General features: G+C 74.5%; 20 protein-coding genes. All 20 read left to right on the top strand.

Annotation, left to right across the window (positions count from 1 at the left end):
- Positions 1 to 5 precede the first annotated feature (5 nt).
- Positions 6 to 7076: an amino acid adenylation domain-containing protein gene (locus ACFYW5_RS29620; protein WP_389420171.1), complete on the top strand. Its 7071-nt coding sequence runs from the start codon at positions 6 to 8 to the stop codon at positions 7074 to 7076.
- 1 nt (position 7077) lies between these two features.
- Positions 7078 to 8085 carry a 3-oxoacyl-ACP synthase gene (locus ACFYW5_RS29615; RefSeq protein ID WP_389420170.1) on the top strand — a complete coding sequence of 336 codons (1008 nt, stop codon included), beginning with the start codon at positions 7078 to 7080 and terminating at the stop codon, positions 8083 to 8085.
- A 24-nt stretch (positions 8086 to 8109) separates the two neighbouring features.
- A complete protein-coding gene (locus tag ACFYW5_RS29610) occupies positions 8110 to 8382 on the top strand; it encodes an acyl carrier protein (protein ID WP_389420169.1) in 273 nt (90 codons plus the stop codon).
- On the top strand, positions 8366 to 9514 hold the full coding sequence (locus ACFYW5_RS29605; protein ID WP_389420168.1) for an acyl-CoA dehydrogenase family protein: 1149 nt from the start codon (positions 8366 to 8368) through the stop codon (positions 9512 to 9514). Before ACFYW5_RS29610 ends, ACFYW5_RS29605 begins: the two co-directional genes overlap by 17 nt.
- Entirely contained in the window at positions 9511 to 10566 is a 1056-nt protein-coding gene (locus ACFYW5_RS29600) for an HAD-IIIC family phosphatase (RefSeq protein WP_389420167.1), read from the top strand. Before ACFYW5_RS29605 ends, ACFYW5_RS29600 begins: the two co-directional genes overlap by 4 nt.
- A gap of 29 nt (positions 10567 to 10595) precedes the next feature.
- Entirely contained in the window at positions 10596 to 11522 is a 927-nt protein-coding gene (locus tag ACFYW5_RS29595; RefSeq protein ID WP_389420166.1) for a 3-hydroxyacyl-CoA dehydrogenase family protein, read from the top strand.
- Positions 11523 to 11622: 100 nt separating this feature from the next.
- Positions 11623 to 11868, top strand: coding sequence for an acyl carrier protein (locus ACFYW5_RS29590; RefSeq protein WP_389420165.1), 246 nt, complete (start codon positions 11623 to 11625; stop codon positions 11866 to 11868).
- Positions 11865 to 13082 (top strand): beta-ketoacyl-[acyl-carrier-protein] synthase family protein, encoded by a 1218-nt coding sequence (locus tag ACFYW5_RS29585; RefSeq protein ID WP_389420164.1) that lies wholly within the window; start codon positions 11865 to 11867, stop codon positions 13080 to 13082. Before ACFYW5_RS29590 ends, ACFYW5_RS29585 begins: the two co-directional genes overlap by 4 nt.
- Positions 13083 to 13127: 45 nt before the next feature.
- Positions 13128 to 14864, top strand: a complete 1737-nt coding sequence (locus tag ACFYW5_RS29580; RefSeq protein WP_389420163.1) for an acyl-CoA dehydrogenase family protein — start codon at positions 13128 to 13130, stop codon at positions 14862 to 14864.
- Positions 14861 to 15847, top strand: coding sequence for a beta-ketoacyl-ACP synthase III (locus ACFYW5_RS29575; RefSeq protein WP_389420162.1), 987 nt, complete (start codon positions 14861 to 14863; stop codon positions 15845 to 15847). Before ACFYW5_RS29580 ends, ACFYW5_RS29575 begins: the two co-directional genes overlap by 4 nt.
- A gap of 55 nt (positions 15848 to 15902) precedes the next feature.
- Positions 15903 to 17120 (top strand): FAD-dependent monooxygenase, encoded by a 1218-nt coding sequence (locus ACFYW5_RS29570; RefSeq protein ID WP_389420161.1) that lies wholly within the window; start codon positions 15903 to 15905, stop codon positions 17118 to 17120.
- Positions 17121 to 17179: 59 nt separating this feature from the next.
- The gene (locus ACFYW5_RS29565; protein ID WP_389420160.1) at positions 17180 to 17965 is read left to right on the top strand and encodes a hypothetical protein; all 786 of its coding nucleotides are present in this window, start codon (positions 17180 to 17182) and stop codon (positions 17963 to 17965) included.
- 30 nt (positions 17966 to 17995) lie between these two features.
- Positions 17996 to 19150 (top strand): inositol-3-phosphate synthase, encoded by a 1155-nt coding sequence (locus ACFYW5_RS29560; protein WP_389420159.1) that lies wholly within the window; start codon positions 17996 to 17998, stop codon positions 19148 to 19150.
- 1 nt (position 19151) lies between these two features.
- Positions 19152 to 20021, top strand: a complete 870-nt coding sequence (locus ACFYW5_RS29555; RefSeq protein ID WP_389420158.1) for an SCO3242 family prenyltransferase — start codon at positions 19152 to 19154, stop codon at positions 20019 to 20021.
- On the top strand, positions 20018 to 20917 hold the full coding sequence (locus tag ACFYW5_RS29550; protein WP_389420157.1) for a sugar phosphate isomerase/epimerase family protein: 900 nt from the start codon (positions 20018 to 20020) through the stop codon (positions 20915 to 20917). The genes ACFYW5_RS29555 and ACFYW5_RS29550 overlap by 4 nt, the downstream gene beginning before the upstream one ends.
- Positions 20914 to 21546: an EboA domain-containing protein gene (locus ACFYW5_RS29545; RefSeq protein WP_389420156.1), complete on the top strand. Its 633-nt coding sequence runs from the start codon at positions 20914 to 20916 to the stop codon at positions 21544 to 21546. The genes ACFYW5_RS29550 and ACFYW5_RS29545 overlap by 4 nt, the downstream gene beginning before the upstream one ends.
- Entirely contained in the window at positions 21543 to 22400 is an 858-nt protein-coding gene (locus ACFYW5_RS29540; RefSeq protein WP_389420155.1) for a TatD family hydrolase, read from the top strand. Before ACFYW5_RS29545 ends, ACFYW5_RS29540 begins: the two co-directional genes overlap by 4 nt.
- A 13-nt stretch (positions 22401 to 22413) precedes the next feature.
- The gene (gene eboE / locus ACFYW5_RS29535) at positions 22414 to 23577 is read left to right on the top strand and encodes a metabolite traffic protein EboE (RefSeq protein ID WP_389420154.1); all 1164 of its coding nucleotides are present in this window, start codon (positions 22414 to 22416) and stop codon (positions 23575 to 23577) included.
- Positions 23574 to 24950, top strand: a complete 1377-nt coding sequence (locus ACFYW5_RS29530; protein ID WP_389420153.1) for an alkaline phosphatase family protein — start codon at positions 23574 to 23576, stop codon at positions 24948 to 24950. The genes eboE and ACFYW5_RS29530 overlap by 4 nt, the downstream gene beginning before the upstream one ends.
- A gap of 119 nt (positions 24951 to 25069) precedes the next feature.
- Positions 25070 to 26062 (top strand): TauD/TfdA family dioxygenase, encoded by a 993-nt coding sequence (locus tag ACFYW5_RS29525; protein ID WP_389420152.1) that lies wholly within the window; start codon positions 25070 to 25072, stop codon positions 26060 to 26062.
- Positions 26063 to 26067 lie beyond the last annotated feature (5 nt).

The raw sequence follows: 26067 nt of genomic DNA, 5'->3' as shown, positions 1-26067 counted from the left end.
ACGCGATGGGGCACGAGCCTGTGGCGATCGTCGGAGTCGCGGTGGCGCTGCCCGGCGCTCACGACCTGGACATGCTCCACGACAATCTGCGCGCCGGACGGGTCGCCGTGGCACCGCCGAGCGCCGAACGGGTGCGGTACGCCGGAGGCGACCCGGGCACCTCGTACGCGCCCGGTGCCTACCTCGACCGCATCGACCTGTTCGACCACGCCTTCTTCGGGCTCTCCCGGCATGAGGCGCAGACCATGGACCCGCATCAGCGGCTCGCGCTGCACCTGGTGCACCGGGCGGTGGAGAACGCCTGCCACGCCCCGGGCGAGCTGCGCGGCTCGCGCACCGCGGTCGTCCTCAGCGCACCCGACCCCGCCTACGCCGGACTCGTCCCCGACGACGACCCGCAGCGCATCCTCGGCACCCTGCCGTCGGCGAGCGCCGCCCGCGTCGCCTATCTGCTCGACCTGGCCGGCCCCTGCCACGTCGTCGACACCGCGTGCAGCGGCAGCCTGGCGGCGGTCGTCCTCGCCGTGCAGCAACTGTGCTCCGGACAGGCCGAGCTTGCGATCGCCGGTGGGGTGAGTCTCCGGACCGTGCTGCGGCCGCTGGCCGGATACGAGCCGCTGCCGGGCATCGAGTCGCCGGACGGTGTGTGCCGCCCGTTCGATGCCGCGGCCGATGGCACCGTCGGCGGTGAGGGCGGCGGAATCGTCGTCCTCAAGTCGCTGTCCCGGGCGCTGGCCGACCGCGACCACATCCACGCCGTACTGCGCGGGACCGCCGTCAACCACAACGGCTACCGAGCGACCGGCATGAGCGCGCCCAGCCGGGACGCCCAGGCCGAGGTGATCGAGGCGGCCTGGCGGGACGCGGGTCTGCCGGTCACCTCCGCCGGATATCTGGAGTGCCACGGCTCCGGCACGGCGCTCGGCGACGCCGTGGAGGCGGCCGGACTGCGGCAGGCCCTCCTGAGCGCCGGGGCGACGGGGGAGCCGCTGCCGATCGGCGCCGTCAAGGCCAACCTGGGCCACCTCGACCACGCGTCGGGCATGGCGGGCCTGTTCAAGGTGGTCACGGGGCTGCGCCGGACCACCCTGTACCCGACGCCCGGCTTCACCGAGCCGCACCCCCTGCTCGGCTCCGGCAGCCCCGTCCGCGTCAACGACACGGCCCGGCCCTGGCCCGAGGGCGAGGGGGGCGGCCCGCGCCGGGCGGGGCTCAGCTCCTTCGGACTGACCGGCACCAATGTGCACGTGGTCGTCGAGGAGGCACCGGCCCGCCGGACCGGCGGGAGTCGGGGCGGGCGCGGCGTGCGGGGCGGGGAGCTCGTCATGGTCTCCGCCGCGACGCCGGGCGCCTTGGACCGTCACTTCGCCGCACTCGCCGACTTCGCCGAGACCACCGGGCACTCGCTCGCCGAGGTGGCCCACGCCCTCAACCGCGGCCGCGACCACCACCGCCACCGTGTCGCCGTCGTCGCCCGCGACACCGCCGACCTCGCGCGGGCGCTGCGCACCGCAACTGTCCCCGCCGAACCGGCTCCCGCGGACCCGCCGCTGGTCCTGCTCTGCTCCGGGGACGCGACGGTCGCCGACGCGGACGAGCGGACGTGGCAGAAGCTGTGCGGGGAGTTCCCGGCACTGGCGGAGGCCGGAGATGGGGCGCCGCAGGATGCGCCGGTGCGGCGGCTGCTCGTGCGGCAGACGGGGCTGTACCGGCTCGTGCGGGCGCTCGGTCTGGACACCGCGCGGTTGGTCGGGTCGGGGCCGGGGAACCTCGCGGTGCAGGTCGCGCGGGGGAGACTGGACTGGGCCGAGGCGGTGATGCGGGCCGCGGATGCTTCGCTGACGGAACAGGTCGACGAGGCGGGCCTGCTGCGCGCCGTGCGCGGGTTCGTGCAGCAGGGTGCCGTCCTCCTCGAACTCGGCGGGGACGGTGTGCTGTCCCGGCGCATCCGCGAGCTGGCGCCCGGACTGCCGGTCATCGCACTGCCCGCCGACTCCGGCCGCCACGGCGTGCTGCGCGCGCTCGGCAGGCTCTGCGAACTCGGCGTCCAGGTCGACTGGAACGGTGCCTACGACGGCCGGGACCTGGAGCGGGTCGAGGCGCCGACGTATCCCTTCGAGGCCGTGCCCTGCTGGTACGGATCACCGGATCAGCGGCAGGGCGACATGGCCCCGCGCCCGGCCGCACCGTCGCCCGCCCCTGCGGCCCCGCCCGCCGACGACGACACGGAGCGGGCGGTCGCGGAGATCTGGCACCGCGTCCTCGACGCTCCCGGCATAAGTCCCGAGTCCCACTACTTCGACCTCGGCGGCACCTCCATCGCCGGTATCACCCTGCTCCGCGAGGCCCGGGTCCGTTTCGGCGTGCGCATCACCTTCGCCGACCTCTACCAGAACCCGACGGTCCGGCACATGGCCGCGCTCATCGACTCCAGGAAGGCGACCGCGGCAGGTACCGACGGCCCTGTGGACTACGGGACCGACCGGGACGTCACCGCCGTCCCCCGCACCGGCCGCCTCCCGCTCTCCGTCAACCAGGAACAGCTCTGGTACCTGGATCGTCTGCTGCCCAAGGGACCGCTCTACAACATCCCCGGACAACTGCGCTACCACGGCGCCCTGGACATCGACGCCCTGCGGGCCGCGGTGCGTGGGGTGACGTTACGTCATGAAGTGCTGCGCACCCGGATCCTGGAGGACGACGGCCGGCCCTACGCCGTGTTCGACGCCGCACCGCCCGACCTCACCGTCCTCGACCTGCGGGACCGGCCGGCGGCGGAACGCGAGCGGGAGGCGCGCCGGATCGCGGTCGAGGAGGCCCGTACGCCGTTCCGTACGGAGGCAGGGCCGCTGCTGCGGACCACCCTGGTCACCCTGGCCGAGGACGACCATCTGTTGCTGTGCACCTGGCATCACATCGTCTTCGACGGCTGGTCGCCCGCTGTGTTCTTCCGCGACCTCGCCGAGCACTACGCCGCCCGGCGCGAGGGGCGGCCCGCCCGGCTTCCCGAACTTCCGGTCCAATACGCCGACTTCGCCGTGGCGCAGCGCGACCGGCTGGCCGGCGGGGCGCTCGACGCCGGACTGCGGTTCTGGCGGGCGGAACTGGACGGCCTCCGGCCCGCCGAACTCCCCTCGGACCGGAACCGGCCGCCTGTCCCGTCGTACGCCGGAGATCTGCTGGAGCTGTGTATCGATGACGAACAGGCGCGGGCGGTCCGGGAGTTCAGCAGGGGTGAAGGGGTGACGACGTTCGTCACGATGCTCGCCGCCGTGAACGCCCTGCTGCATCTGTGGGCCGGGCACCGGGACGTGGTCGTCGGGGCGGCCACCAGCGGTCGTCTCAGCCCCACCACGCACGAACTCGTCGGCTACTTCAACAACGTCCTGCCGTTCCGCACGCCCGTGGACGGCGGCGCCGGCTTCCGTGACCTGGTGCGGCGTACGGCGACCACGGTCACCGGCGTCCTGGACCACGAGGAGGTGCCCTTCGGGAGGATCGTCGCCGACCTCAACCCGCGGCGCGATCCGTCCCGGCATCCGCTGTACACCGTCTGCTACACCCACCAGAACACGGCCCCGCACACCGCGGAGCTGCCGGGCCTCACCGTGACGACCGACGCGGGGGCCGTGGCCGGCGTCGCGCCCGGCACCGCCAAGGTCGACCTCACCCTGGGGTTCAGCGACGAGGCGGACGGGCCCATGCCCGGCTATGTGGAGTACGCCGTCGACCTGTTCGACCGCGCCACGGTGGAAGGGCTCGCCGACCGATTCCTCGCGCTGATCGCCGCCGCGATCGAGGACCCGGACCGTCCGCTGAGCGACCTCGTCTCCGGTGCCGAGCCGCGAGTGCCCGACGGGGATGTGACGGGGGCGGTGCGGCGGATCGCCGCCGAGGACCCGGAGCGGCCGGCCGTCGTGCACGGCGGGCAGACCTGCGGCTACGGCGAACTGGACCGGCGGTCCGAACTGCTCGCCGCACGGCTGTCGGAGGCCGGCGCCGGGCCGGACACGGTGGTGCCGGTGCTCGCGCCGCGCGGCGCGGACCTGGTGGTCGGCTGGCTCGGCGTGCTCAAGGCGGGCGCGGCCTTCGTGCCCCTCGACCCGGCCGCCCCGCCCGACCGGCTCGCCGGCATCCTCACGGACCTCGACGCTCCCGTCCTCGTCGGCCCGCCCGACCTCACGGCCGCACACGCCGGCGGCAGGACCGCGGTGACGCCGGACGACGCGGGCCGCCCGGGGCGTGGTGGCGTGCCGCTCGCCCGTGGTTCCGGCCAGGTGCGTCGGCTCGCCTACGTGGCCTTCACCTCCGGTTCCACCGGACGCCCGCAGGGGTGCGCAGTGGAGCACGGGGCGCTGGAGAACCTGCTGGCGTGGTTCGGGCGGGAGACCGGGCTGCGGGCGGGGGACCGGGTGGCCCAGGGGTTCGCGCCGGGGTTCGACGGGTCGGTGCTGGAGATCCTCGGGACCCTGCGCCACGGGGCGACCCTGTACCTCGCCGACGACGCTCTCCGTACGCCGGCCGCGCTGCTCCGCGGGTTCGCCGACGAGCGGATCGCGGTCGCCTGTCTGCCCACACCGATGGCGGAACTCGTCCTGGCGGAGGCCCCTGACGTGCCGGTGCCCGGACTGCGGGTGCTGGCCACCGGCGGTGACCGGCTGCGGGTCCGGCCCGCTCCGGGCACGTCCTTCCGGCTGCTGAACATGTACGGGCCCACCGAGTGCGCCGTGGTGGGCACGTGCGGCGAGGTCACGCCGGACCAGGCCGGTCCGCTCCCCGGCATCGGCGGTCCCCTGCCCGGTGTCCGCGCCCACGTCCTCGACGCCGGTCTGCGGCCCGTGCCGCCCGGCCGGCCGGGAGAGCTGTACCTCGGCGGCCGTGCCGTCGGCCGGGGCTACCACGGCCTGCCCGGACCGACCGCCGCGCGCTTCGTGGCCGACCCGTTCGCCGGAGTGCCCGGTGCGCGCATGTACCGCACCGGGGATGTCGTGAGCGTCCGTCTCGACGGCACGCTCGACTTCCAGGGGCGCGCCGATGACCAGGTGGAGATCCGGGGTCACCGCATCGAACCGGCCGAGATCGAGCGCGCGTTGCTCCAGCAGCCGGGGGTGCGGGAGGCCGTGGTCGGCGCGGAGCCGGACACCCACGGCGCACCCCGGCTCGTCGCGCACATCGCGGGCGAGGCCCTGCCCGCCGAGGCCGACCTGCGCGACCGGCTCGCCCGTCTGCTGCCCGCCGCCATGCTCCCGGCCCGCATCCTCACCCACCGCCACCTCCCGCGCACGGCCAACGGCAAGCTGGCCCGCGGCGCCTTGCCCGCGGGCAATCTTGAGGATTCTCCCTTGTTTACGGGAGGTCTTGAGGACCCGCAGCCCCGACGGGCCCTGACCTCAGGCCGTGTTGAGGGATCCAGCCCGCGCGGCGCCTTGCCCGCGGGCGGTGTTGAGGATCCGAACCCCCGCCCCGCCACCCCTGGAGCCGCCGTGCCCGCACGACTTGTCCCCGCCGGATCCCCGACGGAACCTACCTCCGACGAGAGCGCCGAGCGTGTCCTCGCCGGTATCTGGGCCGAGTTGCTGGGGCGGCCCGTCGGTCCTGACGACGACTTCTTCGCCATCGGCGGAGACTCGGTGCTCAGCGTCGCCGTAGCGGCCCGGGCCGAGCGCGCCGGGCTCGCCCTCACCCCGCACGACGTCCTCGTCCACCCCACCCTGCGCGACCTCGCGGCCCTGGCCGCGCCCACCTCCCCGGCGGCCCACGACGACGCTGACGAGCCCATCGTCCTCAGCCCGCTCATGCACGCGATCCTGGACCGAGCGCCGGACCACGGACGTGACCTGATCGTCGCCGAGGTGCTGGAGACCGCCCCCGGCGTCCGTGCGGACGCGGTGCGGGCCGCGCTCGACCGGCTGGTGCGGCTGCACGAACCCCTGCGCTTCCGCCTCAGGAGCAACGCGCTGGGCCACCGTCTGGTCCGCGCCGCGGCCGAGACGTCCACGGTCGTCGACGTCAGGGCACTGCCGCTGCTCGACGACGATGCCGTACCCGCCGTCCTGGAAGCCGACAAGACCGAGCTCGCCGCCGCCGTCGACCCGGTGCGCGGCCCGATGCTGCGCGCCCGCTTCTACGACCGCGGCCCACGTCGCACCGGCATCCTGCTGCTCACCGTGCACCACTTCGCCTACGACCACATCTCGGCCGTACCGCTGCTGGAGGAGCTCAACTCCGCGCTCCGATACGGCGCTTCCACAGACGCCCCGTCGGGCCGGAGCGACGTACGACGGCGGGCGTGGCGGCACTGGACCGAGCGGCTGCTGAAGTCGGCGCAGTCCGACGAACTGGCCGGCGAACTCGGCCACTGGACCGCTGTCCTGGAGGCGGGCCGCAGCACGGGAACACTGCCCGACCGGCCTGCCGGACCGTGCACCGGCACGGTCGTGCTGCGCCGTACGCTTCCCCCGGAACAGGTGGCCCGGGAGCTGAAGAGGTCCGGGGCGGCCGGGCGGGAAGCGGCCGCGGCCGCCGTCGCCTGCGCCTGGAGCCGGTGGCGCGGGCAGCCCGACGCCTGCCTGCTGACGGTCGGCTCGGGCGCCCCCAGCCCCTACCGTCCCGACGACCGCTCCCTCGCGCTCGGCTGGTTCACCTCCGCCCACCCGGTGCTGCTGCCGGTCGGCCCCGGACAGCGCGCCGACACGGTAGTCCCCGCCGCCGCGGAGATCCTGCGCTCCGTGCCGAACGACGGTGTCGGCTACGGGATCCTGCGCCACCTCAGCCCGCTCACCCCGGCCACTGCGGTGCTGCGCAGCCTGCCCGAGCCCGACCTGCTCGTCGAGCACACGGCGACCGGCGGCGAGGAACTGCGCACGGGGGAGGACCCGGTATGGATCCGCTCCGGGCCGCTGGCCCTGGAGCAGAACACACTGCTGTCGTACGTGCCAACGGTGGTCACCAGCGCGATCTCGGGCGGCGCCCTGGAGGTCCACCTGGTGCATGACGAGCGGCTCGCCGCCGACCGGATGAACGACTTGGCCGACCGACTCGCCGAGGCCTTCGCCGAACTCGCCGGACAGGGCTGAGATGGCCGCGCCGCTCGCGATCCGCGCCGCCGCCTGGCACCTGCCCGAGCGCGGCGTCGACCTCGCCGACCTGCCTGAACTGGCCGCGCTCCACCCGGCGGAGCGCGAATTGTGCCTGGCCCTGGGCATCGACCGGATCCGCGCCGACGACGCGCTCGACGAGACGGCGCTGGCCCTGGACGCGGCCCGGCAGGCGCTCGCCGAGGCGGGCGTCGTCGCCGCGGACCTCGGGGCGCTCGTGGTCGTCGAGTCCCGCGCCCCCGAGCGGCTGATGGTCTCCGAAGCCACCCGGCTGCAGAACCTGCTCGGCGCCGACGCGGCCCTCACCTTCTCCGTGGGCGGTCTCGGCTGCGTGTCGATCACCCCGGCCCTGCTCACCGCCCGCGGGCTCCTCGCCGCCGACCCGGACCTGGAGCACGTCCTGGTCGTCCACGGCAGCAAGCCCGCGACGCCGGCCCGCTACCGGCATCCCGTGACGGTCAGCGGCGACGCGGGACAGGCGCTGCTGCTGGCCCGCGCCGGCGACCTGCGCATCCTCGACTGCCTCCAGGAGAGTGACGGCGCCTACTGGGACCTGTTCCACGTGCCCTTCCGCGACCGCCGCGTCGCCGACTGGCGCGAGGAGTGCCGGGACCCCACCGCGTACTCCTTCCGGCTCGCCCTGGAGACCCGCAACCGGCTGCGCGAGCTGCTGCGGCGGCTGCTGGAGCGCAACGGCCTGCGCCGCGAGGACGTGCGCGGATACGTCAGCCAGAACCTCTCGACGGGTGGCTTCGCCTTCCTGGAGGAGGCCCTGGACATGGCCCTGCTCCCGGCCTGCCGCGACAACCTGCGCCACTACGGACACCTGGGCCCCGCCGACGTCCTGCTCAACCTCGACACGGCCCTGCGCCGCGGGGAACTGCCCGACGGCGGACCGGTTGTCCTGATCAACGCCAGCCCGGTGGCCGCCTGGAGCCTGCTCCTGGTCGCCACCGGCGGTGACCACGAGCACACCTACCAGCTGTAGACCCACCAGACCTCCGGAGATCCCATGGCAACAGCGGCCGAGGACGTCCTGGCCTTCCTCACCCGGGCGTTGGGCAGCCCGGTCGGGCCCGACGACGACTACTTCGCCGACGGGCGCGCCAACTCGCTCTTCGCGCTGGAGCTCGTCGCGTTCGTCGAGCACCGCTTCCGGCTCACCGTCGAGGCGGAGGACCTCGACGTCGGCAACTTCCGGACCGCGGCCGACATCCTGGCGTTCGTCACCGCCAAGACGGGCGACCGTTCCCCGGGGACGGTGACCGATGCCGCCAACGGCTAGCGCCGCCGCCCTCGCCGCCCGGGCGAGCGCGGACGCCGCCGACTGGGACCGCGTCGGTGAACTGCCCGACTCCGTCGTCGCGGAGGCCGCCCGGGCCGGACTCCTCGGCGTCGGCGTGCCCACCGCACACGGGGGCGGCGGCGGCACCCCCGCCGAGCTGGGCGAGGTGTGCGCGCACCTCGGCGGGGCGTGCAGCGCCCTGCGTGCCCTGGTCACCGTCCAGGACATGGTCACCGCCGCGTTGCTGCGCTGGGGCACCCCGGCCCAGCGCGCCCGCTGGCTGCCGCCGCTGGCCCGCGGCGAGCGGCGCGCCGCGTTCGCGGCCACCGAGCGGGACGCGGGCACCGAACTGTCCGCCGTGACGGCCTCCGTGACCGAGAAGGGGGAGGAGATCGAGATCAGCGGGCACAAACGCTGGGTCACCTTCGGCCGGACCGCCGACACCTTCCTCGTCCTGGGCACCGCGGACGGACGCCCCGCCGCGGTCCTCGTCGATGGCGACCGGCCGGGCGTGCGCAGAGAGCCCGTCGAAGGACAACTCGGCCTGCGCGCGGCGGCCGTCGCGCATCTCGCCCTCGACCGGGTGCGCGTGCCCCGCGACCACCTCCTCGCACCTGTCGGGCTCGGCCTCTCGCACGTCGTCGCCACCGCGCTCGACCACGGGCGCTTCACCGTGGCCTGGGGGTGCGTGGGCATGGCCGAGGCCGTCCTCGACGCCGCCGCCGAGCACGCCGCGCGGCGCACCCAGGGCGGTGCCGTGCTCGCCGAGCACGAGGTGGTCCGCGCCCTGCTGGGCCGCTGCGCCGTGGACACCGCCGCCGCCCGTGAACTGTGCGCCCGGGCCGCACACGCACGCGCCCAGCGCCTGCCCGAGGCGGTCGCGGACACCGTCGTCGCCAAGTACGCGGCGGCCCGCGCGGCGGTCCGGGTCACCGGCGGCGCCGTACAGACCCTCGGGGCCGCCGGCTGCGCTCCCGACAGCCTCGTGGGGCGCTTCTTCCGCGACGCCAAGGTCATGGAGCTCATCGAGGGGTCCGCGCACGTCGCCGAACTGCACATCGCCGAACGGCTGTTGCGCCGCTACGGCTTCAACTCTGCTGCCCACGCCGCCCGTCGGGAGGCTCACGCATGAGCGAAACCGCGAGTTCCCCGCCGGCCCCCCTCGTCAAGTGCCTGGTGTGGGACCTGGACGACACCCTGTGGCACGGCACGGTCCTGGAGGGGGACACCCCCCGCCCAGCTCCCGGAGCCGTCGCCACGCTCAAGGCCCTGGACGCGCGGGGCATCCTGCACGCCGTCGCCAGCCGCGGCGACCACGACACCGCCGTCGCCCATCTGACCGGCCTCGGCCTGGACGAGCTGTTCACCGTCGTGGAGATCGGCTGGGGAACCAAGTCCGAGGCGGTGCGCCGGATCGCCGGGACCCTCGGCATCGGCCTGGACACCATCGCGTTCATCGACAACGACGCCGTGGAACGCGCCGAGGTCGCCGCCGCCCTGCCCGTCGTACGCTGCCATCCCGCCGAACACGCCCCGCTGCTGCCCGGGCTGCCCGACTACCGGCCGCCGTACGTCACCGGCGAGAGCCGGGCCCGGCGCCGGCTCTACCGCAGCGAAGCGCGGCGCCGACAGGCCCAGGAGAACCACACCGGACCGCCGCAGGAGTTCCTCGCCTCGCTCGGGCTGGTCCTCACCGTGCGCCCCGCGACCGCCGACGACCTCGACCGCGCCCACGAACTCACGGTCCGAACCCACCAGTTGAACACCACCGGCCGCACCTACGACATGGCGGAATTGCGGGACCTGTGCACCTCCGAAGGGCACCAGGTGCTCGTGGCGAGCCTGGAGGACCGGTTCGGCTCCTACGGCACCGTCGGCCTCGCGCTGAGCGAACTCGACGAGCGGACCAGCCTGTTGAGACTCCTGCTGCTGTCCTGCCGGGTGATCAACCGGGGCATCGGCCCCGCCCTGATCGGCCACCTGCTGCGCGACGCGCTCGCCGCGGGCCGCCGCCCCCTCGCCGAGTTCGTGCCCACCGACGTCAACCGCGTGATGCTGGTGAACCTGCGGTTCAGCGGCTTCGAGGTCCTCGAACGCACCGAGACGGGCATGCTCCTCGGCTACGACCCCGCCCGCACTCCCCCCGCCCCGGACGGCGCGGTGCGCGTCGTCGCCCAGCCCTGACCCCGCTGACCCCGCTCGGAGGAGAGCCGATGCAACCCGAGACCGCGCCGCCACCACCCCCGCTCAGCGTCGGCGTCGTCGGCGCCGGCACCATGGGCGTCGGGGTGGCCCAGTGCCTGGCCGCCGCAGGCCATGACGTGATCGTCGTCGACCCCGACCCCCGCGCCCTCGCCGACGGCCCCGCACGACTGCGCGAGGGCGCCCGGGCCGCCGTACTCCTGCGCAAGGCCCCGCGGGACACGCCGGGCCTGCTGCCCCCGCGCGTGCGCTGGACCGACGAGCTCCGGCAGCTCGGCGACGTGTCCTTCGTCGTCGAGTGCGCCCCGGAGCGCATCCCGCTCAAGGAGGAGCTCTTCCAAGACCTCGCCGCCCTCTGCCCGCCCGGCGCGGTCCTCGCCTCGTGCACCTCCGCCATCCCCATCGACCGGCTCGCCGCACACACCGCCCGGCCCGACCGGGTCCTCGGCATGCACATCATGAACCCCGCCTGGGCCAAGGACGCCGTCGAGGTCGTCCGCGGCCCGCGCACCGGCGCCGACACCCTCGATCGCGCCCTGGGCCTGCTGGCCGGGATGGGCAAACACGGCATCGTCGTCTCCGACGGCCCCGGCTTCGTCTCCAACCGTGTCCTGATGGCCACCGTCAACGACGCGGCCGCGGTCGTCCAGGCGGGCACCGCCGACGCCCCGACCGTGGACCGGGTCTTCCAGGAGTGCTTCGGACACGCCATGGGCCCGCTCGGCACCGCCGACCTCATCGGCCTCGACACCGTCGTCGACACGCTCGACGTGCTGCGCACCCTCACCGAGGACGACCGCTTCACCCCCTGCGCCCTGCTCGCCGGACTGGTCGCCGAGGGGCGGCTCGGCCGCAAGACCGGGCAGGGCTTCCACGCCTATCCGGGGCCGCTCAGGCCCTCCGGCACACCCGGCCCCGTGCCCTCGCACACGCGATAACGGCGCGATACGTGGCTCATATCAGGCGCCAGCACAGTGGATCCGACCTCGCGCGCAGCGCCGGTCAGCAACCCGACAACCGACAGAGGTGACGACAGAAATGAGCACCGACACCAAGACGCTCGTGCACAGCATCCTGGCCGAGGACCTGGAGGTCGATCCGGCGGAGATCGCGGACGACGTCAGCCTGCGCACCCTGGAACTGGACTCGCTTGCCGTCGCCGAGCTCATCGTCCGCATCAAGGAGGAGACCGGCGTCGATCTGGAGGGCGAGGAGACCCGCATGGCCGACCTCACCGTCGGGGACATCGTCGCCCTGGCCGCACCGGGCCGGGAAGCGGCGTGACCGACGGCCCCGTCGCCATCACCGGCACCGGACTGGTCACCCCGGCCGGCACCGACACCGACGCCACCTGGGACGCGCTGTGCGCGGCCCGCTCGCTGCCGGCCGGAGACCCCGAGCCGCTGGAGGACACCGGCGTTCTGCACAGCCTGCGGGTGCCGCCCCTGCGTCCCGGGCAGCTCGCGGGGCGGGGCACCGCGCGCACCGACCCGTTCATCCGCTTCGCCCTCGCCGCCGTGGAGGAGGCGCTCGCCGCCTCGGGCCTGGACCCCGACAGCTGGGACGGCAACCGGGTCGGCGTCGTCGTCGGCTGTGGACTCGGCGGCGTGACGACCTTGCAGGAGCAGCAGGAGCGGCTCGGCCGCGGCGGTCCCGGGATCGTCTCGCCGTATCTGCACCCCCGTTCGCTGATCAACATGGCGGCGGGCGCCATCAGCCTGCGCCACGGGATCACCGGCCCCAGCCACACCGTGGTCGCGGCCTGCGCCTCCGGCGCGGCGGCCATCGGCCTGGGCAAGACCCTGCTGGACGCGGGACTGTGCGACACGGTGATCGCCTGCGGCACGGACGCCGGTGTGACGCCCTTGGTGGTCTCCGGTTTCGCCCGCATGGGCGCCCTGTCCCAGCAGAAAGGGCCCGACGCCTCCCGGCCGTTCTCCGCCGACCGCGACGGTTTCGTCATCTCCGAGGGCGCGGCCGCCGTCGTCATGGAGAAGCCCGCCAAGGCACGGGCCCGGGGCGCCGAGGTGCTGGGCCGGCTGCTCGGCTACGGCAGCACCTCCGACGCCCATCACCCCACCGCACCGCATCCCGAGGGCGCGGGCGCCGAGGCCGCCGTCCGCCAGGCGCTGGAACAGGCCCGCCTGAGCCCCGCCGACGTGCAGACCGTCAACGCCCACGGCACCTCGACGCCGGCGAACGACCTCACCGAGGGCCGGCTCATCGCGCGGCTCTTCCCGCACCGCCCGTCGGTCACCGCGAACAAGGGGCTGCTCGGCCACACGCTCGGCGCGGCCGGTGCCATCGAGGCCGTACTGACCCTGCGCAGCCTGCGCACCGGGATCCTGCCGCCGATCGCGCACACCGAACGGTCCGACCCGCTCCTGCCCGACCTGGACCTGGTGCTGGGCGGCGCCCGCCGGCACGACGCGACCGTCGCCGTGAGCACGTCCTTCGGGTTCGGCGGCAGCAACTGCGCCCTGGTGCTCGACGCCTGACCCGCCGCCGCCACCGAACCGAGCGACCCGATCCTGGGGGAGTCCATGACGCATCGCGAAGAAGAACTGGCCCGAGTGCTGGCCGGGCCCGAGTTCGCCCCCGTCCGTCCGGCCGGCCAGAGCCTGTACGACTACAGTCTGCTGACGCTGCGCCGGGCACGGCTCCTCAACGGGGCCGGACTCACCGCCAACTCGGACTGGCTGGGCCGCGGGGACAGCGACGCCTTCCCCGGCTTCCTGCGCACCATGGGCTGGATCGGCGCCTACGACCTGTCCCTGCTCAACGTCCTGGTCTCGCACCAGATCGCGGGCGACGCGCTGCTCAGCCACGGCGGCCCCGGCCAGCTCCGCTCCTACGGGCCGGAGATCGACCGGATGGCGAAGGTGTACTGCTTCGCCGCCTCCGAACTGCACGCGGGCTCCGACCTCAAGCGGGTCCGGACCACCGCCGTCCTCGACCCGACGCACCGCACCCTGGTGCTGAACACTCCGAGCCCCGCCGACGCCAAGGTGTGGATCGGCAACAGCCTGCACACCGGCGACGTGGCCATGGTGCTGGGCCGCCTGGTCGTGGGCGGCCGCGACGAGGGCCACCACTGGTTCCGGGTGCCGCTGCGCGAGGGTGGCCGAGTGCTGCCCGGGGTGAGCATCGGGCGCGCCGAGCCCAAAGGCGGGGTGACGGCCAATCAGACCGGGGTGCTGACCTTCACCGACTGTCGTCTGCCGCTGTCCGCGCTCATGGACCGGTGGGCCGCCGTCGGCTCCGACGGGACCTACCGCTCCCCGCTGCCCCGCCACCGGCGGTTCGAGGAGTGCCTGGCCACCTTCACCCACGAGCGGCTCTTCCCGTCCGTGGGCGCCGCCCACGCCCAGCTCCTCGCATGCGCCGTCACCACCCGGTTCGCGGTCGTCAAGCAGGCGTTCGGGGCACCGCTGATCGGCCATGCCCACTACCGCGTACGGTTGTCCACCGCCGTCTGCCGGGCGCTCGCGGCCCGCCACGCCATGGCGGCGCTGACCTCGGTCGCCGTGGCCCGCGCGGCCCAGGACCCACCCGCCCGCGACCAGGTGGTGCACGCCCTGATCTCCTGCGGCAAGTCGGGCTGCACCGGCGACGCGCGGCACACCCTCGCCGAGACCCGTGAACTGTGCGGGGGCCTCGGTTACCACGACGACAACCAGATCGCCCCGCTGCTGCACGACTACGAGATCGCCGTCACCTTCGGCGGTGACAACACCGTCCTCGGCTATCAGGCGTCGCGCTACGCCCTGCGCCACCGCAAGGAGTTCGACGCCGTGCTGGACGAGGCGGTCGCGGTGGCCGGCGGCGCCGAGACCGTGCTGCTGATGCGGCAGATCTGCGACGTCCTCCTCGACCGCGTCGAGCAGTCGGGACCCGGTGAGGCCAGCACCCGCTGGACCCGCGCGGTCTGCCAGACGCTGGCGCTCGGCCACTGGGCCGCCCACCCCGAAGGCCCGCTGGGCACCCGGCTGCTGGGCCAGTACGCGGCTGCCTGTCTGCTGGAGCACGCCCTGACCGGACTGCGGGCCGGGATCCTCGACACCGACGCCGTCCTGCGTCTGGAGGACACCCGCCAGGCGGCCGCCGCGGCCCCGCTGGACGGGCTGGAGCTCCTCGGCACCCTCGCCGTACCGGACGAACTGATCACCGCCCCCATCGCCCGCCCGGACTTCGCCGAACGCCATGTGACCGCGGCCCACGAGGATTTTCGGGCCGCTGCCGCTCCCATGACCGCACGGGAAGGAGGCACCCCCGCATGACCGGCCCGCACCCCGCCCCGGCGGCCGTCGTCACCGGACTCGGCACCTGTCTGCCGGAGTCCGTCGTCACCAACGACGACCTGTCCCGGCACCTGGACACCGACCACGCCTGGATCCACAGCCGCACCGGCATCGAACGCCGTCGCCGTGCCGCACCCGGCACCGGCACCGGCGACCTGGCCGTCGCCGCAGGCGGCGCCGCGCTGAAGTCCGCCGGCCGGGACGACTGCGACCTGGTCCTGCTGGCGACCACCACACCCGACCGGCGCTGCCCGGCCACCGCCCCCACGGTCGCCTCCCGACTGGGCCTCCGGGCGGCCGCGTTCGACCTGTCCGCCGTGTGCTCCGGATTCGTCTACGGCCTCACCGCCGCCGCCGCGATGATCACCGCCGGGACCTTCGAGCGCGCCCTGGTCATCGGCGCGGACGTCTACTCCTCCATCGTCGACCCCGCCGACCGGGGCACGGCCGTCGTCTTCGGCGACGGCGCCGGAGCGGTCGTCCTGGAACGCGGTCACCGGGACACCCCTGGCGCGCTGCTGCATGCCGAACTCGGCAGCGACGGCACCGGAGCCGACCTGATCACCATCCCGCCCGGCGCCGACCACCTGACCATGCGGGGACGCGAGGTCTACACCCGCGCCGTCACCACGATGACCGAGTCGGCCCGGTCCGTGGCCGAAGCCGCGGGCTGGAGCACCGACGACATCGATGCCTTCGTCGGCCACCAGGCCAACCAGCGCATCCTCGCCTCCGTCGCCAAGCGCCTCGGGCTGCCCCCCGAGCGCGTCATCTCCAACATCGCCGAGGTCGGCAACACCGCCGCCGCCTCCATCCCGCTGGCCCTCGCCGACGCGGCTGCCGCGGGCCAGGTCCGGGAGGGCGACCGCCTCGTGCTGACCGCCTTCGGCGGCGGCCTCACCTGGGGTTCGGCCGCACTCGTCTGGTCCGACACGGAACCCGTGTGCGACGCACGGGCCTGAGCGCCCGCAGGCCCTCCCCTCAACGCTCTGTCACCGATACGGAAGGAAACATCCGGTGCCCAAGGTACGGATCGCGATCGTCGGCGCGGGAATGGGCGGACTCGCCGCGGCCGTCGCCCTGACCCGGGCGGGTCACGAGGTGCGGATCCACGAACAGGCCCCCGCGCTCGGCGAAGTCGGCGTGGGGATGCATCTGACCCCCAACGGCACCCGGATCCTTGAGCGCTGGGGCCTCGGCGAGGCCCTGCGGGCGCGCGGCGTGGAACCCGCGGCGATGGAGGTGCGGGAGTGGGCGGGCGGCACCACCTTGGTGCGCAGGCCGATGGGCGAGGCCTGGCGCGCCGAGTTCGGGGCGCCGTACTACACCATCCACCGCGCCGACCTGCACGCCCTGCTCGCCGGACTGCTGCCGCCCGGCACGGTCCGGCTCGGCCGCCGGCTGGCGCGGTTCACCGACGACGGCGACGCCGTCCGGCTGGAGTTCGCCGACGGCGCCGTCGAGGAAGCCGACGTCCTGATCGGCGCCGACGGCGTCCACTCGGTGGTCCGCCGCGGGCTGCACGGCCCCGACCTGCCTGTCTTCGCCGGGCAGAGCGCACTTCGCGGGCTGGTCGACCGCCGGGACGTGCCCGGACTGCCCGACGACACCGTGCTGGTGTGGGCCGGCCCCGACGCCCGCATGCTGGCCTACCCGGTGCGGGGCGGGGAACAGCTCACCTTCGTCGCCGTGGTCCCGGGCGGTGAGGAGCACCTGGAGTCCTGGAGCGCGCCCGGCGATCCCGTCGCCCTCGCCGCGGCCTTCTCCGGCTGGAACCCCGACGTCACCGCCCTGGTGGCCGCCGTGCGGGAGACCCGGCGCTGGGAGCTGTACGACCGCGAACCCCTGCCCTTCTGGGGGCGCGGCGCGGTCACCCTGCTCGGCGACGCCGCGCACCCGATGCTGCCCCACCACGGCCAGGGCGTCGGCCAGGCCGTCGAGGACGCGGCCGTCCTCGCCCACTTCCTGGACGCCCCGCACACCTCCCCGGCCGCCGGCTCGCGCGAGCGGATCGCCGACGCGCTGCGCGGCTACGAAGACGTCCGCCGCCCGCACACCGCCCGGGTCCAGCTCGGCTCCCGCGACAGCGGCTCGCAGCGGCTGCGCCCCGCGGCGGACGGGACCGCGCCCAAGGACTCCATGGCGTCCCTGGTCCAGGACGTCTCCTGGATCCAGCGCCACGACGCCGAGGCGGACCTCCCGGCAGCCATCTCCCCGGCCGGTCTACCGGTCTGAGTCCGACCCGCGTCCTACCACCTTCCGTCCCACCCGCTCACGACAGAACAGGAAGAACCGTGCAGAAAAACCTTGGCAGGCGAAGCGTCCTGCGTACCTCCCTGGGCACCGCCGCCGCCCTCGGCCTCGGTGCCGGCGGTCAGCTCCTCGCCGCCCCGGGCGCCCTCGCCGTCGAAACCGCCCCCGGCCACGCCGAGTTCCCCGACGTGCCGGGCATGCTCGGCGACCGCCGGGCCAACGAACTCTGGTACCAGTTCGACGAGGTCACCCTCTACAACTCGGGTCCGGAGCTGGAGCAGGCCTACGCCGACATCGCCGCCGCCCTCGGCGACAAGTGGGAGCGTGCCATCTTCGACACCTGGATGAGCATGGCCAAGTCCCGGGACTACCCGCACAACTTCACCGAGTACGTCACCCCGATCCGCGGCCCGCTCCAGGTGCTGTCCACGGCACAGCTCGGCGTCTTCGACGCCCTCTACCGGCCGTACGGCCGCGGACTCGTGGGCGCCTTCGCCGACTTCGCGCAGGGCGTCCTCTACGACCCGCGCCGTGAGCGCCCGGTGCACACCATGAACGGCAACCCGCCGCCCGGGTACCACATCTGGTTCATCTTCATGCGCGCCATGACCCTGCTGGGCATCGACCGCCACCGCTGGGAGCGCATCGCGCCGATCAACGCCATGGCCTGGGCGATCCAGACCATTGCCAAGCCCGACCAGTGGAACGTCAAGGAGCCCCTGCCGCAGGCCACCGTGGCCCGCGAGGCCGCCAAGTGGCTGCCGCGCTCGCTCACCCGCCTGGACCGCGACTTCCAGTCCTACCCCCTTCCCGAAGGCATGAGCTGACCGGCCGAGGGCGGCCCTGAGAGGACTTTCATGCGTACCGGAATCTGGCTGGTGGGTGCCCGCGGCTCGGTGGCGACGACCACCGTGGCGGGCGCCGCCGCGCTGCGCGCCGGGCTGATGCCCGCCACCGGGTGCGTCAGCACCCTCGGCCCCTTCCGTGATCTGCCCCTGCCCGGCTTCGACGAGCTGGTGTTCGGCGGACACGACGTCGTCGACACCCCGCTCGCCAAACGGGCCGGCCAGCTCGCCGAGGAGGGCGTCCTGCCGGCCGGACTGCCGGACCTGGTGGCCGGGGAACTCGGCGCGGCGGACGCCGAGATCCGTCCCGCCCCGCACACCGAGGGTCCCGCCGGGCGGACCGCGGCGGACGCGGTCGCGTCCGACCTGACCCGGTTCCGGGAACGCCACCGCCTCGACAGGGTCGTCGTCGTCAACGTCTCCTCCACGCAGCCACCCGCCGAGCCGCACCCCGCCCACGCCTCGCTCGGCCTGCTGCGCGCGGCGCTGGAGCGCGGCGAGCCGGTGCTGCCCGACAGCGCCCTGTACGCGTGGGCCGCGCTGGAGACGGGCTGCGCCTTCGTCGACTTCACCCCGTCGACGGGGGCGCGGCTGCCCGCCCTGGACGAACTGGCCAGGGAGCGGGGGCTGCCGTACGCGGGCCGGGACGGCAAGACCGGGGAGACGCTGCTCAAGGCGGCGCTGGCACCCATGTTCGCCCACCGTGCCCTGCGGGTGCGGTCCTGGTCCGGCACCAACCTGCTCGGCGGCGGCGACGGGGCGACCCTCGCCGACCCCGCGAGCGCGGCCAGCAAGACCGACTCCAAGGCGCTCGTCCTCGAAGGCGTCCTCGGTCATCCGGTCGAGGGCGGGGTACACATCCACCACGTGCCCGACCTCGGCGAGTGGAAGACCGCCTGGGACCACGTCACCTTCGAGGGCTTCCTCGGCGTGCGCATGTCCCTCCAGTTCACCTGGCAGGGCTGCGACTCCGCCCTGGCCGCCCCGCTCGTGCTCGACCTGGCGCGGTTCACGGCCCTCGCCCACCGCGCGGGTCTCGCGGGCCCGCTGCCCGAGCTCGGCTTCTTCTTCAAGGACCCGCTGGGCGGGGGCGAACACGGCCTGGAGGCGCAGTACGCCGCCCTCGTCGACTGGGCCCGCGGCCTCGGCGACGCCGTGGGGCGCTGACGTGGCGCCCTCCGCGCGGACCCTGCTGCGGCTGGTGCGCGCCCCCGCCGCGCTCTCCGTCCCCGGCGACGTGCTCGCCGGGGCGGCAGCGGCGGGGCGGCCGCTGCGGCCGTCGACCCTCGGCACGGTGGCCTCCTCGGTCTGCCTGTACTGGGCCGGCATGGCCCTGAACGACTACGCCGACCGCGACCTCGACGCCGTGGAGCGGCCCGAACGCCCCATCCCCAGCGGGCAGATCAGCCCCGCGGCCGCCCTCGCGACGGCCGGCTCGCTCACCGCAGCGGGCCTGGGCCTCGCCGTCCTCGCCCAGGGACGGCGCGGGCTGCTCACGGCACTGCCGCTCGCCGGGACCGTCTGGGCGTACGACCTCGCGCTCAAACCGACCCGGGCGGCCGCCCCGGCGATGGCGGCCGCCCGCGCCCTCGACGTGCTGGCCGGCGCGGGCCCCGGCGGACTGCGCCGGGCGCTGCCCACGGCCGCCACCGTCGGCCTGCACACGGCCCTGCTCACCCGGCTGAGCCGGTACGAGGTGCACGGCGCGCCCCGCGCGGTGCCGCTGACCTCGCTGGCCGGCGGTCTGGCCGTCGGCGCCGCCGCCCTCGCCCGCGGGCGCCGCGCCCGGCCCGCCGACCAGGTGGCCGCGGCCGTGTGCACGGCCGTCTACACCGCCGCGGGGGCCCGCGCGCAGATCGCCGCCGCCCGCACCCCGTCGTCCCTGCGGGTACGGCAGGCGGTGGGCGCCGGCATCCACGGCCTGCTGCCGCTCCAGGCCGCGCTGACCGCCGCCGCGGGCCGGGGTGCCCTCGGTGCCGCGCTCGCCGCGGGTCTGCCGCTGGCCCGCCGACTGGGCAGAAAGGTGTCCCCGACATGACCACCACCCCCGGCCCCACCCCGCCCCTCCCGCTGCGCTTCGGCTACGGCACCAACGGCTTCGGCGACCACACCCTGGACGACGCCCTCATGGTGCTGGCCGACCTCGGCTACCAGGGCGTGGCGCTGACCCTCGACCCGCGTCACCTCGACCCGTTCGCCGATGACCTGTCCCAGCGGGTGCGGCGGCTCGCCGCCCGCCTGGACCGGCTCGGCCTCGCCGTCGTCGTCGAGACCGGCGGCCGCTACGTCCTCGACCCCTGGCGCAAGCACCAGCCGGTGCTGATGTCCGACGAGGGCACCGAACGCCGGGTGGACCTGCTGCTGCGCGCCGTGCGCATCGCCGCCGAACTCGGCGCGGAGGCCGTGTCGTTCTGGAGCGGCACCCCCGACCCGCACCTGCCCGAACACACCGTCTGGGACCGGCTCCTGGCGGGCTGCGCCCAGGTCGTCGAGGCCGCCGAACGGGCCGGGGTGCCGCTGGGCTTTGAACCCGAGCCCGGCATGTTCGTCGACACGCTCGACGCCTACGACGAGCTGAGCCGCAGGCTGGGCAACCCGGACGTGTTCGGCCTCACCCTGGACATCGGACACTGCCGCTGCCTGGAACCCCAGTCGGTCGCCGACTGCGTGCGGCGGGTCGCCGGACGGCTGGTGAACGTCCAGATCGACGACATGCGCCGGGGCGTCCACGAGCACCTGGAGTTCGGCACGGGCGAGATCGACTTCCCGCCCGTGCTCGCCGCGCTGGCCGACACCGGCTACCGCGGCCTGGTCGCCGTCGAGCTGCCCCGCCACAGCCACGCCGCGGTGACCGTGGCCGCGGACTCGCTGGCCTTCCTGCGCACGGCGGAGCACTCGGCGCGGGCCGCCGTGCGGAAGGAGGCCGTGGCATGACACGTCTGGAGGCGCTGCTGCCCGAGCGGGCCCGCATCTGGTTGGCGGACGCCCGGACAGCGGTGAGCGACGATGTCACCGCTGTCGACGGGCTGTTCGCCGTGGCCGCCCGGCGCTGCGGACGCGACCCGCTCGACACCGGCGAGGGCGAGGCCGGATGGACGGTCGACGACGCCGTACGCGCCCTGCTGCTGGCCGCGCTGCCGCTGCGCGGCGAGCAGCTCGCGGCCGTGGCCACGCGGCTGTACCGCCTCGGCGGGGCGGCCGAACGGCGGGCCGTGCTCAGGTCACTGCCCCTGCTGGAGCAGGCCTCGGGCCTGGGGGACCGGGCGCTGCGGCTGACCGAGGACGCCCTGCGGACCAACGACCCGCGGCTGATCGCCGCCGCCCTCGGCCCCTACGGCGCCCGCCACCTGGACGCCCACGCCTTCCGGCAGGCCGTCCTGAAGTGTGTGTTCGTCGGGATCCCGCTGGCCGGCGTGGCCGGTCTCGACGAGCGTGCCGATGCCGAACTCGCCCGCATGATGGCCGACTTCGCGACCGAGCGCCGCGCCGCGGCCAGGCCGGTCCCGCCCGATGTCCTGGCCTTCCTCACGACCCATCCCGCACCGACGGAGGCCACGACGTGACGCGCATCTTCGACCCCCACATCCACATGACCTCCCGGACCACCGACGACTACGAGGCGATGGCCGCCGCGGGAGTCCGCGCGCTGGTCGAACCCTCCTTCTGGCTCGGCCAGCCGCGCACCGGCGTCAGCTCCTTCACCGACTACTTCGACGCCCTGCTCGGCTGGGAGCCCTACCGCGCCGAGCAGTTCGGCATCCGGCACCACTGCGCGCTCGCCCTCAACCCCAAGGAGGCGAACGACCCGCGGCTGACCGAGGTCCTCGACGTGCTGCCCCGCTACCTGGTCCGAGACCGGGTCGTGGCCGTCGGCGAGATCGGCTACGACTCGATGACCCCGCAGGAGGACAAGGCGTTCGCCGCCCAGCTCCAGCTCGCCGTCGAGTACGAGCTGCCCGTCCTCGTCCACACCCCGCACCGGGACAAGGCCGAGGGCACCCGCCGCACGCTCGACGTGATCCGCGAGTCCGGCATCGACCCGTCGCTGGTCGTGGTCGACCACCTCAACGAGGTGACGGTCGCCGAGGTCGCCGACAGCGGCTGCTGGACGGGCTTCTCGATCTACCCCGACACCAAGATGAGCGAGGAGCGCATGGTCGCGGTGCTGCGCGAGTACGGCACGGACCGGATGCTGGTCAACTCCGCCGCGGACTGGGGCCGCAGCGACCCGCTCAAGACCCGCCGCACCGCCGACGCCATGCGTGCCGCCGGGTTCGACGAGGACGCCGTGGACAAGGTGCTGTGGCGCAACCCGGTCGCCTTCTACGGCCGGAGCGGACGCCTGGAGCTCGACGCCCCTGACGCCGCGCCCGCCGCGGAGTTCGAGGGCAGCTCCATCCGGCGCGGGGAGAGGTAGGAGGCGTCCCGACGTGCGTCTGCGGCACCCCGACGGCACCACCGTCCACCTGGCCTACTGCACCAACGTGCACCCCGCGGAGGAGCTCGACGGCATCGTCGCCCAGCTCTCCCGCTTCGCCGAGCCCGTCCGCGCACGGCTCGGGGCCGGCCGGATCGGCCTCGGCCTGTGGCTGGCCGCCCCCGTCGTGACGGTCCTCGACACCGACCCCGGCGCGGTGCGGGCCCTGCGCGCGGAGCTGGACCGGCGCGGCCTGGAGGTCGTCACGCTCAACGCCTTCCCCTACACCGGTTTCCACGCCCCGACCGTCAAGAAGGCGGTCTACCGGCCCGACTGGACCGAACCGGCCCGGCTCGCCCACACCCTGGCCTGCGCCCGCGTGCTCACCGGGCTGCTGCCCGCCGACGCGGCGCGCGGTTCGGTCTCGACCCTTCCGCTCGCCTGGCGCGAGCCCTTCGCCCCGGACCGCCACAACCTGCTCCGCCGCCATCTGGACCTGCTCGCCGAGGGCCTGGCCAAGATCGCCGCCGACACCGGGCGCAGCGTCCGCGTCGGCTTCGAACCCGAACCGGGGTGCCTGATCGAGACCACCGGCCAGGCGGCTGGGCTGCTCGACTCGGTGGACCGGGAGTGGCTGGGCGTCTGCCTGGACACCTGCCATCTCGCCGTCGCACACGAGGAACCCGGCCCCGCCCTGGCCCGGCTGGCCGCCGCCCGGTTGCCGGTGGTCAAGACGCAGGCCTCCTGCGCCGTACACGTGGACCGGCCCGACGACCCCGCCGCGCGCGCCGCGGTGGCGGCCTTCGACGAACGGCGGTTCCTGCACCAGACCCGGGAAGCGGCCGCCGGAGCGCCCCTGGCCGTGGACGACCTGCCCGAGGCACTCGCGGGCGCGCTGCCCGCCGAAGGCCCCTGGCGCATCCACTACCACGTGCCCGTGCAGCGCGAGCTGCCGCCGCCGCTGCGCAGCACCCGCCCCGAACTCACCGCCGCGCTCACCGCCTTGCTGGGCGGCGGCACGGCCCGCACCGACCACGTCGAGGTGGAGACCTACACCTGGCCGGTGCTGCCCGGCGCACCCACCGGAACCGACCTGGTCGACGGCATCGCCGGCGAACTCGCCTGGACCCGGGACACCCTGATCGACCTCGGCCTGACGCTGGAGGACGCCCCGTGAAACGGCTGCTCGTGCTGAACGTCGTGGGCCTGACCCCACGCCTGCTGCCCCACATGCCGCACCTCGCGGAGGTCGCCGCGCAGGGCCGGCGCGCCCGGCTGGAGACCGTGCTGCCCGCCGTCACCTGCTCCGTCCAGTCCACCCTGCTCACCGGCCGCCTCCCCGCCGGCCACGGCATCGTGGGCAACGGCTGGTACTTCCGCGAACTGGGCGACGTCCTGCTGTGGCGCCAGCACAACCGGCTCGTGGGCGGCGAGAAGATCTGGGACGCCGCCCGGTCGCTGCGGCCCGGCTACACCGTGGCCAACGTCTGCTGGTGGTACGCCATGGGCGCCGACGTCGACTGGACCGTCACCCCGCGGCCCGTCTACTACGCCGACGGCCGCAAGGAACCCGACTGCTACACCCGCCCGCCCGCGCTCCACGACGAACTCACCGACCAGCTGGGCGACTTCCCGCTGTTCCAGTACTGGGGGCCCGGCGCGGGCATCGCCTCCTCCCGGTGGATCGTGGACGCCGCCCGCCATCTGCTGCGCACCCGCCGACCGGACCTCAGCCTGGTCTACGTACCGCACCTCGACTACGACCTCCAGCGGCACGGCCCGCACGGCAGGCCCGCCCGCCGCGCCGCCGCCGAACTGGACCGCACCCTCGCCCCGCTGCTGGACGACGCCCGCCGCGACGGCGTCACGGTGGTCGTCCTCAGCGAGTACGGCATCACCCCGGTCACCCGGCCCGTGCATCTCAACCGCGCCCTGCGCCGCGCCGGACTGCTGGACGTGCACACTCAGGACGGCATGGAGTACCTGGACCCCTGGACCTCGCGTGCCTTCGCCGTCGCCGACCACCAGGTGGCCCACGTCTATGTCCGAGACCCCGCCGACCGGCTCCGGGTCGCGGAGCTGCTGCGCGGCGTGGACGGCGTGGCCGAGCTCCTCGACGACACCGGCAAGAAGGAACACGGCCTCGACCACGAACGCGCCGGCGATCTCGTCGCCGTGGCCGCCGCGGACTCCTGGTTCACCTACTACTACTGGCTCGACGACCTCCGGGCCCCCGACTTCGCCCGCACCGTCGACATCCACCGCAAACCCGGCTACGACCCGGCCGAACTCGCCTTCGACCACACCGATCCGCTGGTCAAGCTGCGCGCGGTGAAGGCGCTGGCCCGCAAGAAGCTCGGCCTGCGCTACACGATGAACGTCATCCCCCTGGACGGCTCCCGGGTGCGCGGCAGCCATGGACGCCTGCCCGGCGACCCCCAGGACGGCCCGGTGCTGCTGGTCTCCGACGCCGGCGCCCCGGTCCGGGACGTGATCGCGGCGACCGAGGTGAAGGACCTGCTCCTGGACCTGGCCGAACTGCGCCCATGAACGCCGGGTGGAAATTCGGAGAGCATCTCCGGACATGCTGAACCGATACGCGGCCGATAACGCCCCGCCCTAGCGTCCGGAGTGCACCCGATAGCGATGTGGACGGAGGCTGTCCGACGATGGCTGTGAATACCGGACGTGCGACTGCGCCCTACGACATGACCCTCACCGGCCAGGACACGCAGCTCGTCGAGGAAATCGCCTGGAAACTCGCGGGCCGCACCTCGGGTCGGCCCGATGATCCGGAGTGGGTGGCGGCCGCCCGGAATTCCTGGCACGAATTGCCGCCGGCGCCCCGCCGAATTCTCGCGGAATTCCGCCGGTATTCCGGGCCGCAGGGGGCACTGGTGCTGCGCGGACTCCCGGTCGACGCGATGGAACTCCCGCCCACCCCCAGCGTGAACGGATCGGTCCAGCGGGAGCCCTCCCTGGCCGCAGCGCTGCTGCTGATGATCGCCTCCGGGCTCGGCGACCCCGGAGCGTTCCGCCCCGAGAAGGGCGGCGCCCTCGTCCAGGACGTCGTCCCCGTGCCCGGCATGGAGGAGTTCCAGGGCAACGCCGGTTCCACCCTGCTCACCTTCCACAACGAGAACGCCTTCCACGAGCACCGCCCCGACTTCGTGATGCTGCTGTGCCTGCGCGCCGACCCCGAGGGCCGGGCCGGGTTGCGCACCGCCTGCATCCGACAGGTGCTGCCGCTGCTGCCCGCCGAGACCGTACGGGCGCTGTGGGCACCGGAGTTCGTCACCGCCCCGCCGCCCTCCTTCGGCCTCGGGGACGTCGAGACCGCCCCGGCCCCGGTGCTCACCGGCGACCCCCACGACCCGGACATCCGGGTCGACATCGCCGCTACCAGCCCGGCCACCGAGCGCGCCGCCGAGGCGCTGCGGGTGCTCCAGGACCACTTCGACCGCACCGCGGCCACCCACCGGCTCCAGCCCGGAGAGCTGGCGATCGTCGACAACCGGGTCACCGTGCACGGCCGCACCGAGTTCACCCCCCGCTACGACGGAACCGACCGCTGGCTCCAGCGCACCTTCGTGCTGACCGATCTGCGCCGCTCCCGCGCGCTGCGCCCGGCCGACGGCTATGTGCTCGGCGCGGCCGGCTGACCCGT

Origin of the sequence: Streptomyces sp. NPDC002779 (assembly GCF_042888685.1) — a bacterium.
Lineage (GTDB): Bacteria > Actinomycetota > Actinomycetes > Streptomycetales > Streptomycetaceae > Streptomyces.
This window is presented reverse-complemented; position numbering and strand designations above follow the sequence as displayed.

Coding starts and splice junctions, on each gene's coding strand:
- ACFYW5_RS29550 (WP_389420157.1), top strand. CDS start 20,018: ATGACCACCACCCCCGGCCCCACCCCGCCCCTCCCGCTGCGCTTCGGC.
- ACFYW5_RS29580 (WP_389420163.1), top strand. CDS start 13,128: ATGACGCATCGCGAAGAAGAACTGGCCCGAGTGCTGGCCGGGCCCGAG.
- ACFYW5_RS29525 (WP_389420152.1), top strand. CDS start 25,070: ATGGCTGTGAATACCGGACGTGCGACTGCGCCCTACGACATGACCCTC.
- ACFYW5_RS29615 (WP_389420170.1), top strand. CDS start 7,078: ATGGCCGCGCCGCTCGCGATCCGCGCCGCCGCCTGGCACCTGCCCGAG.
- ACFYW5_RS29560 (WP_389420159.1), top strand. CDS start 17,996: ATGCGTACCGGAATCTGGCTGGTGGGTGCCCGCGGCTCGGTGGCGACG.
- ACFYW5_RS29595 (WP_389420166.1), top strand. CDS start 10,596: ATGCAACCCGAGACCGCGCCGCCACCACCCCCGCTCAGCGTCGGCGTC.
- ACFYW5_RS29590 (WP_389420165.1), top strand. CDS start 11,623: ATGAGCACCGACACCAAGACGCTCGTGCACAGCATCCTGGCCGAGGAC.
- ACFYW5_RS29600 (WP_389420167.1), top strand. CDS start 9,511: ATGAGCGAAACCGCGAGTTCCCCGCCGGCCCCCCTCGTCAAGTGCCTG.
- ACFYW5_RS29605 (WP_389420168.1), top strand. CDS start 8,366: ATGCCGCCAACGGCTAGCGCCGCCGCCCTCGCCGCCCGGGCGAGCGCG.
- ACFYW5_RS29545 (WP_389420156.1), top strand. CDS start 20,914: ATGACACGTCTGGAGGCGCTGCTGCCCGAGCGGGCCCGCATCTGGTTG.
- ACFYW5_RS29610 (WP_389420169.1), top strand. CDS start 8,110: ATGGCAACAGCGGCCGAGGACGTCCTGGCCTTCCTCACCCGGGCGTTG.
- ACFYW5_RS29575 (WP_389420162.1), top strand. CDS start 14,861: ATGACCGGCCCGCACCCCGCCCCGGCGGCCGTCGTCACCGGACTCGGC.
- ACFYW5_RS29620 (WP_389420171.1), top strand. CDS start 6: ATGGGGCACGAGCCTGTGGCGATCGTCGGAGTCGCGGTGGCGCTGCCC.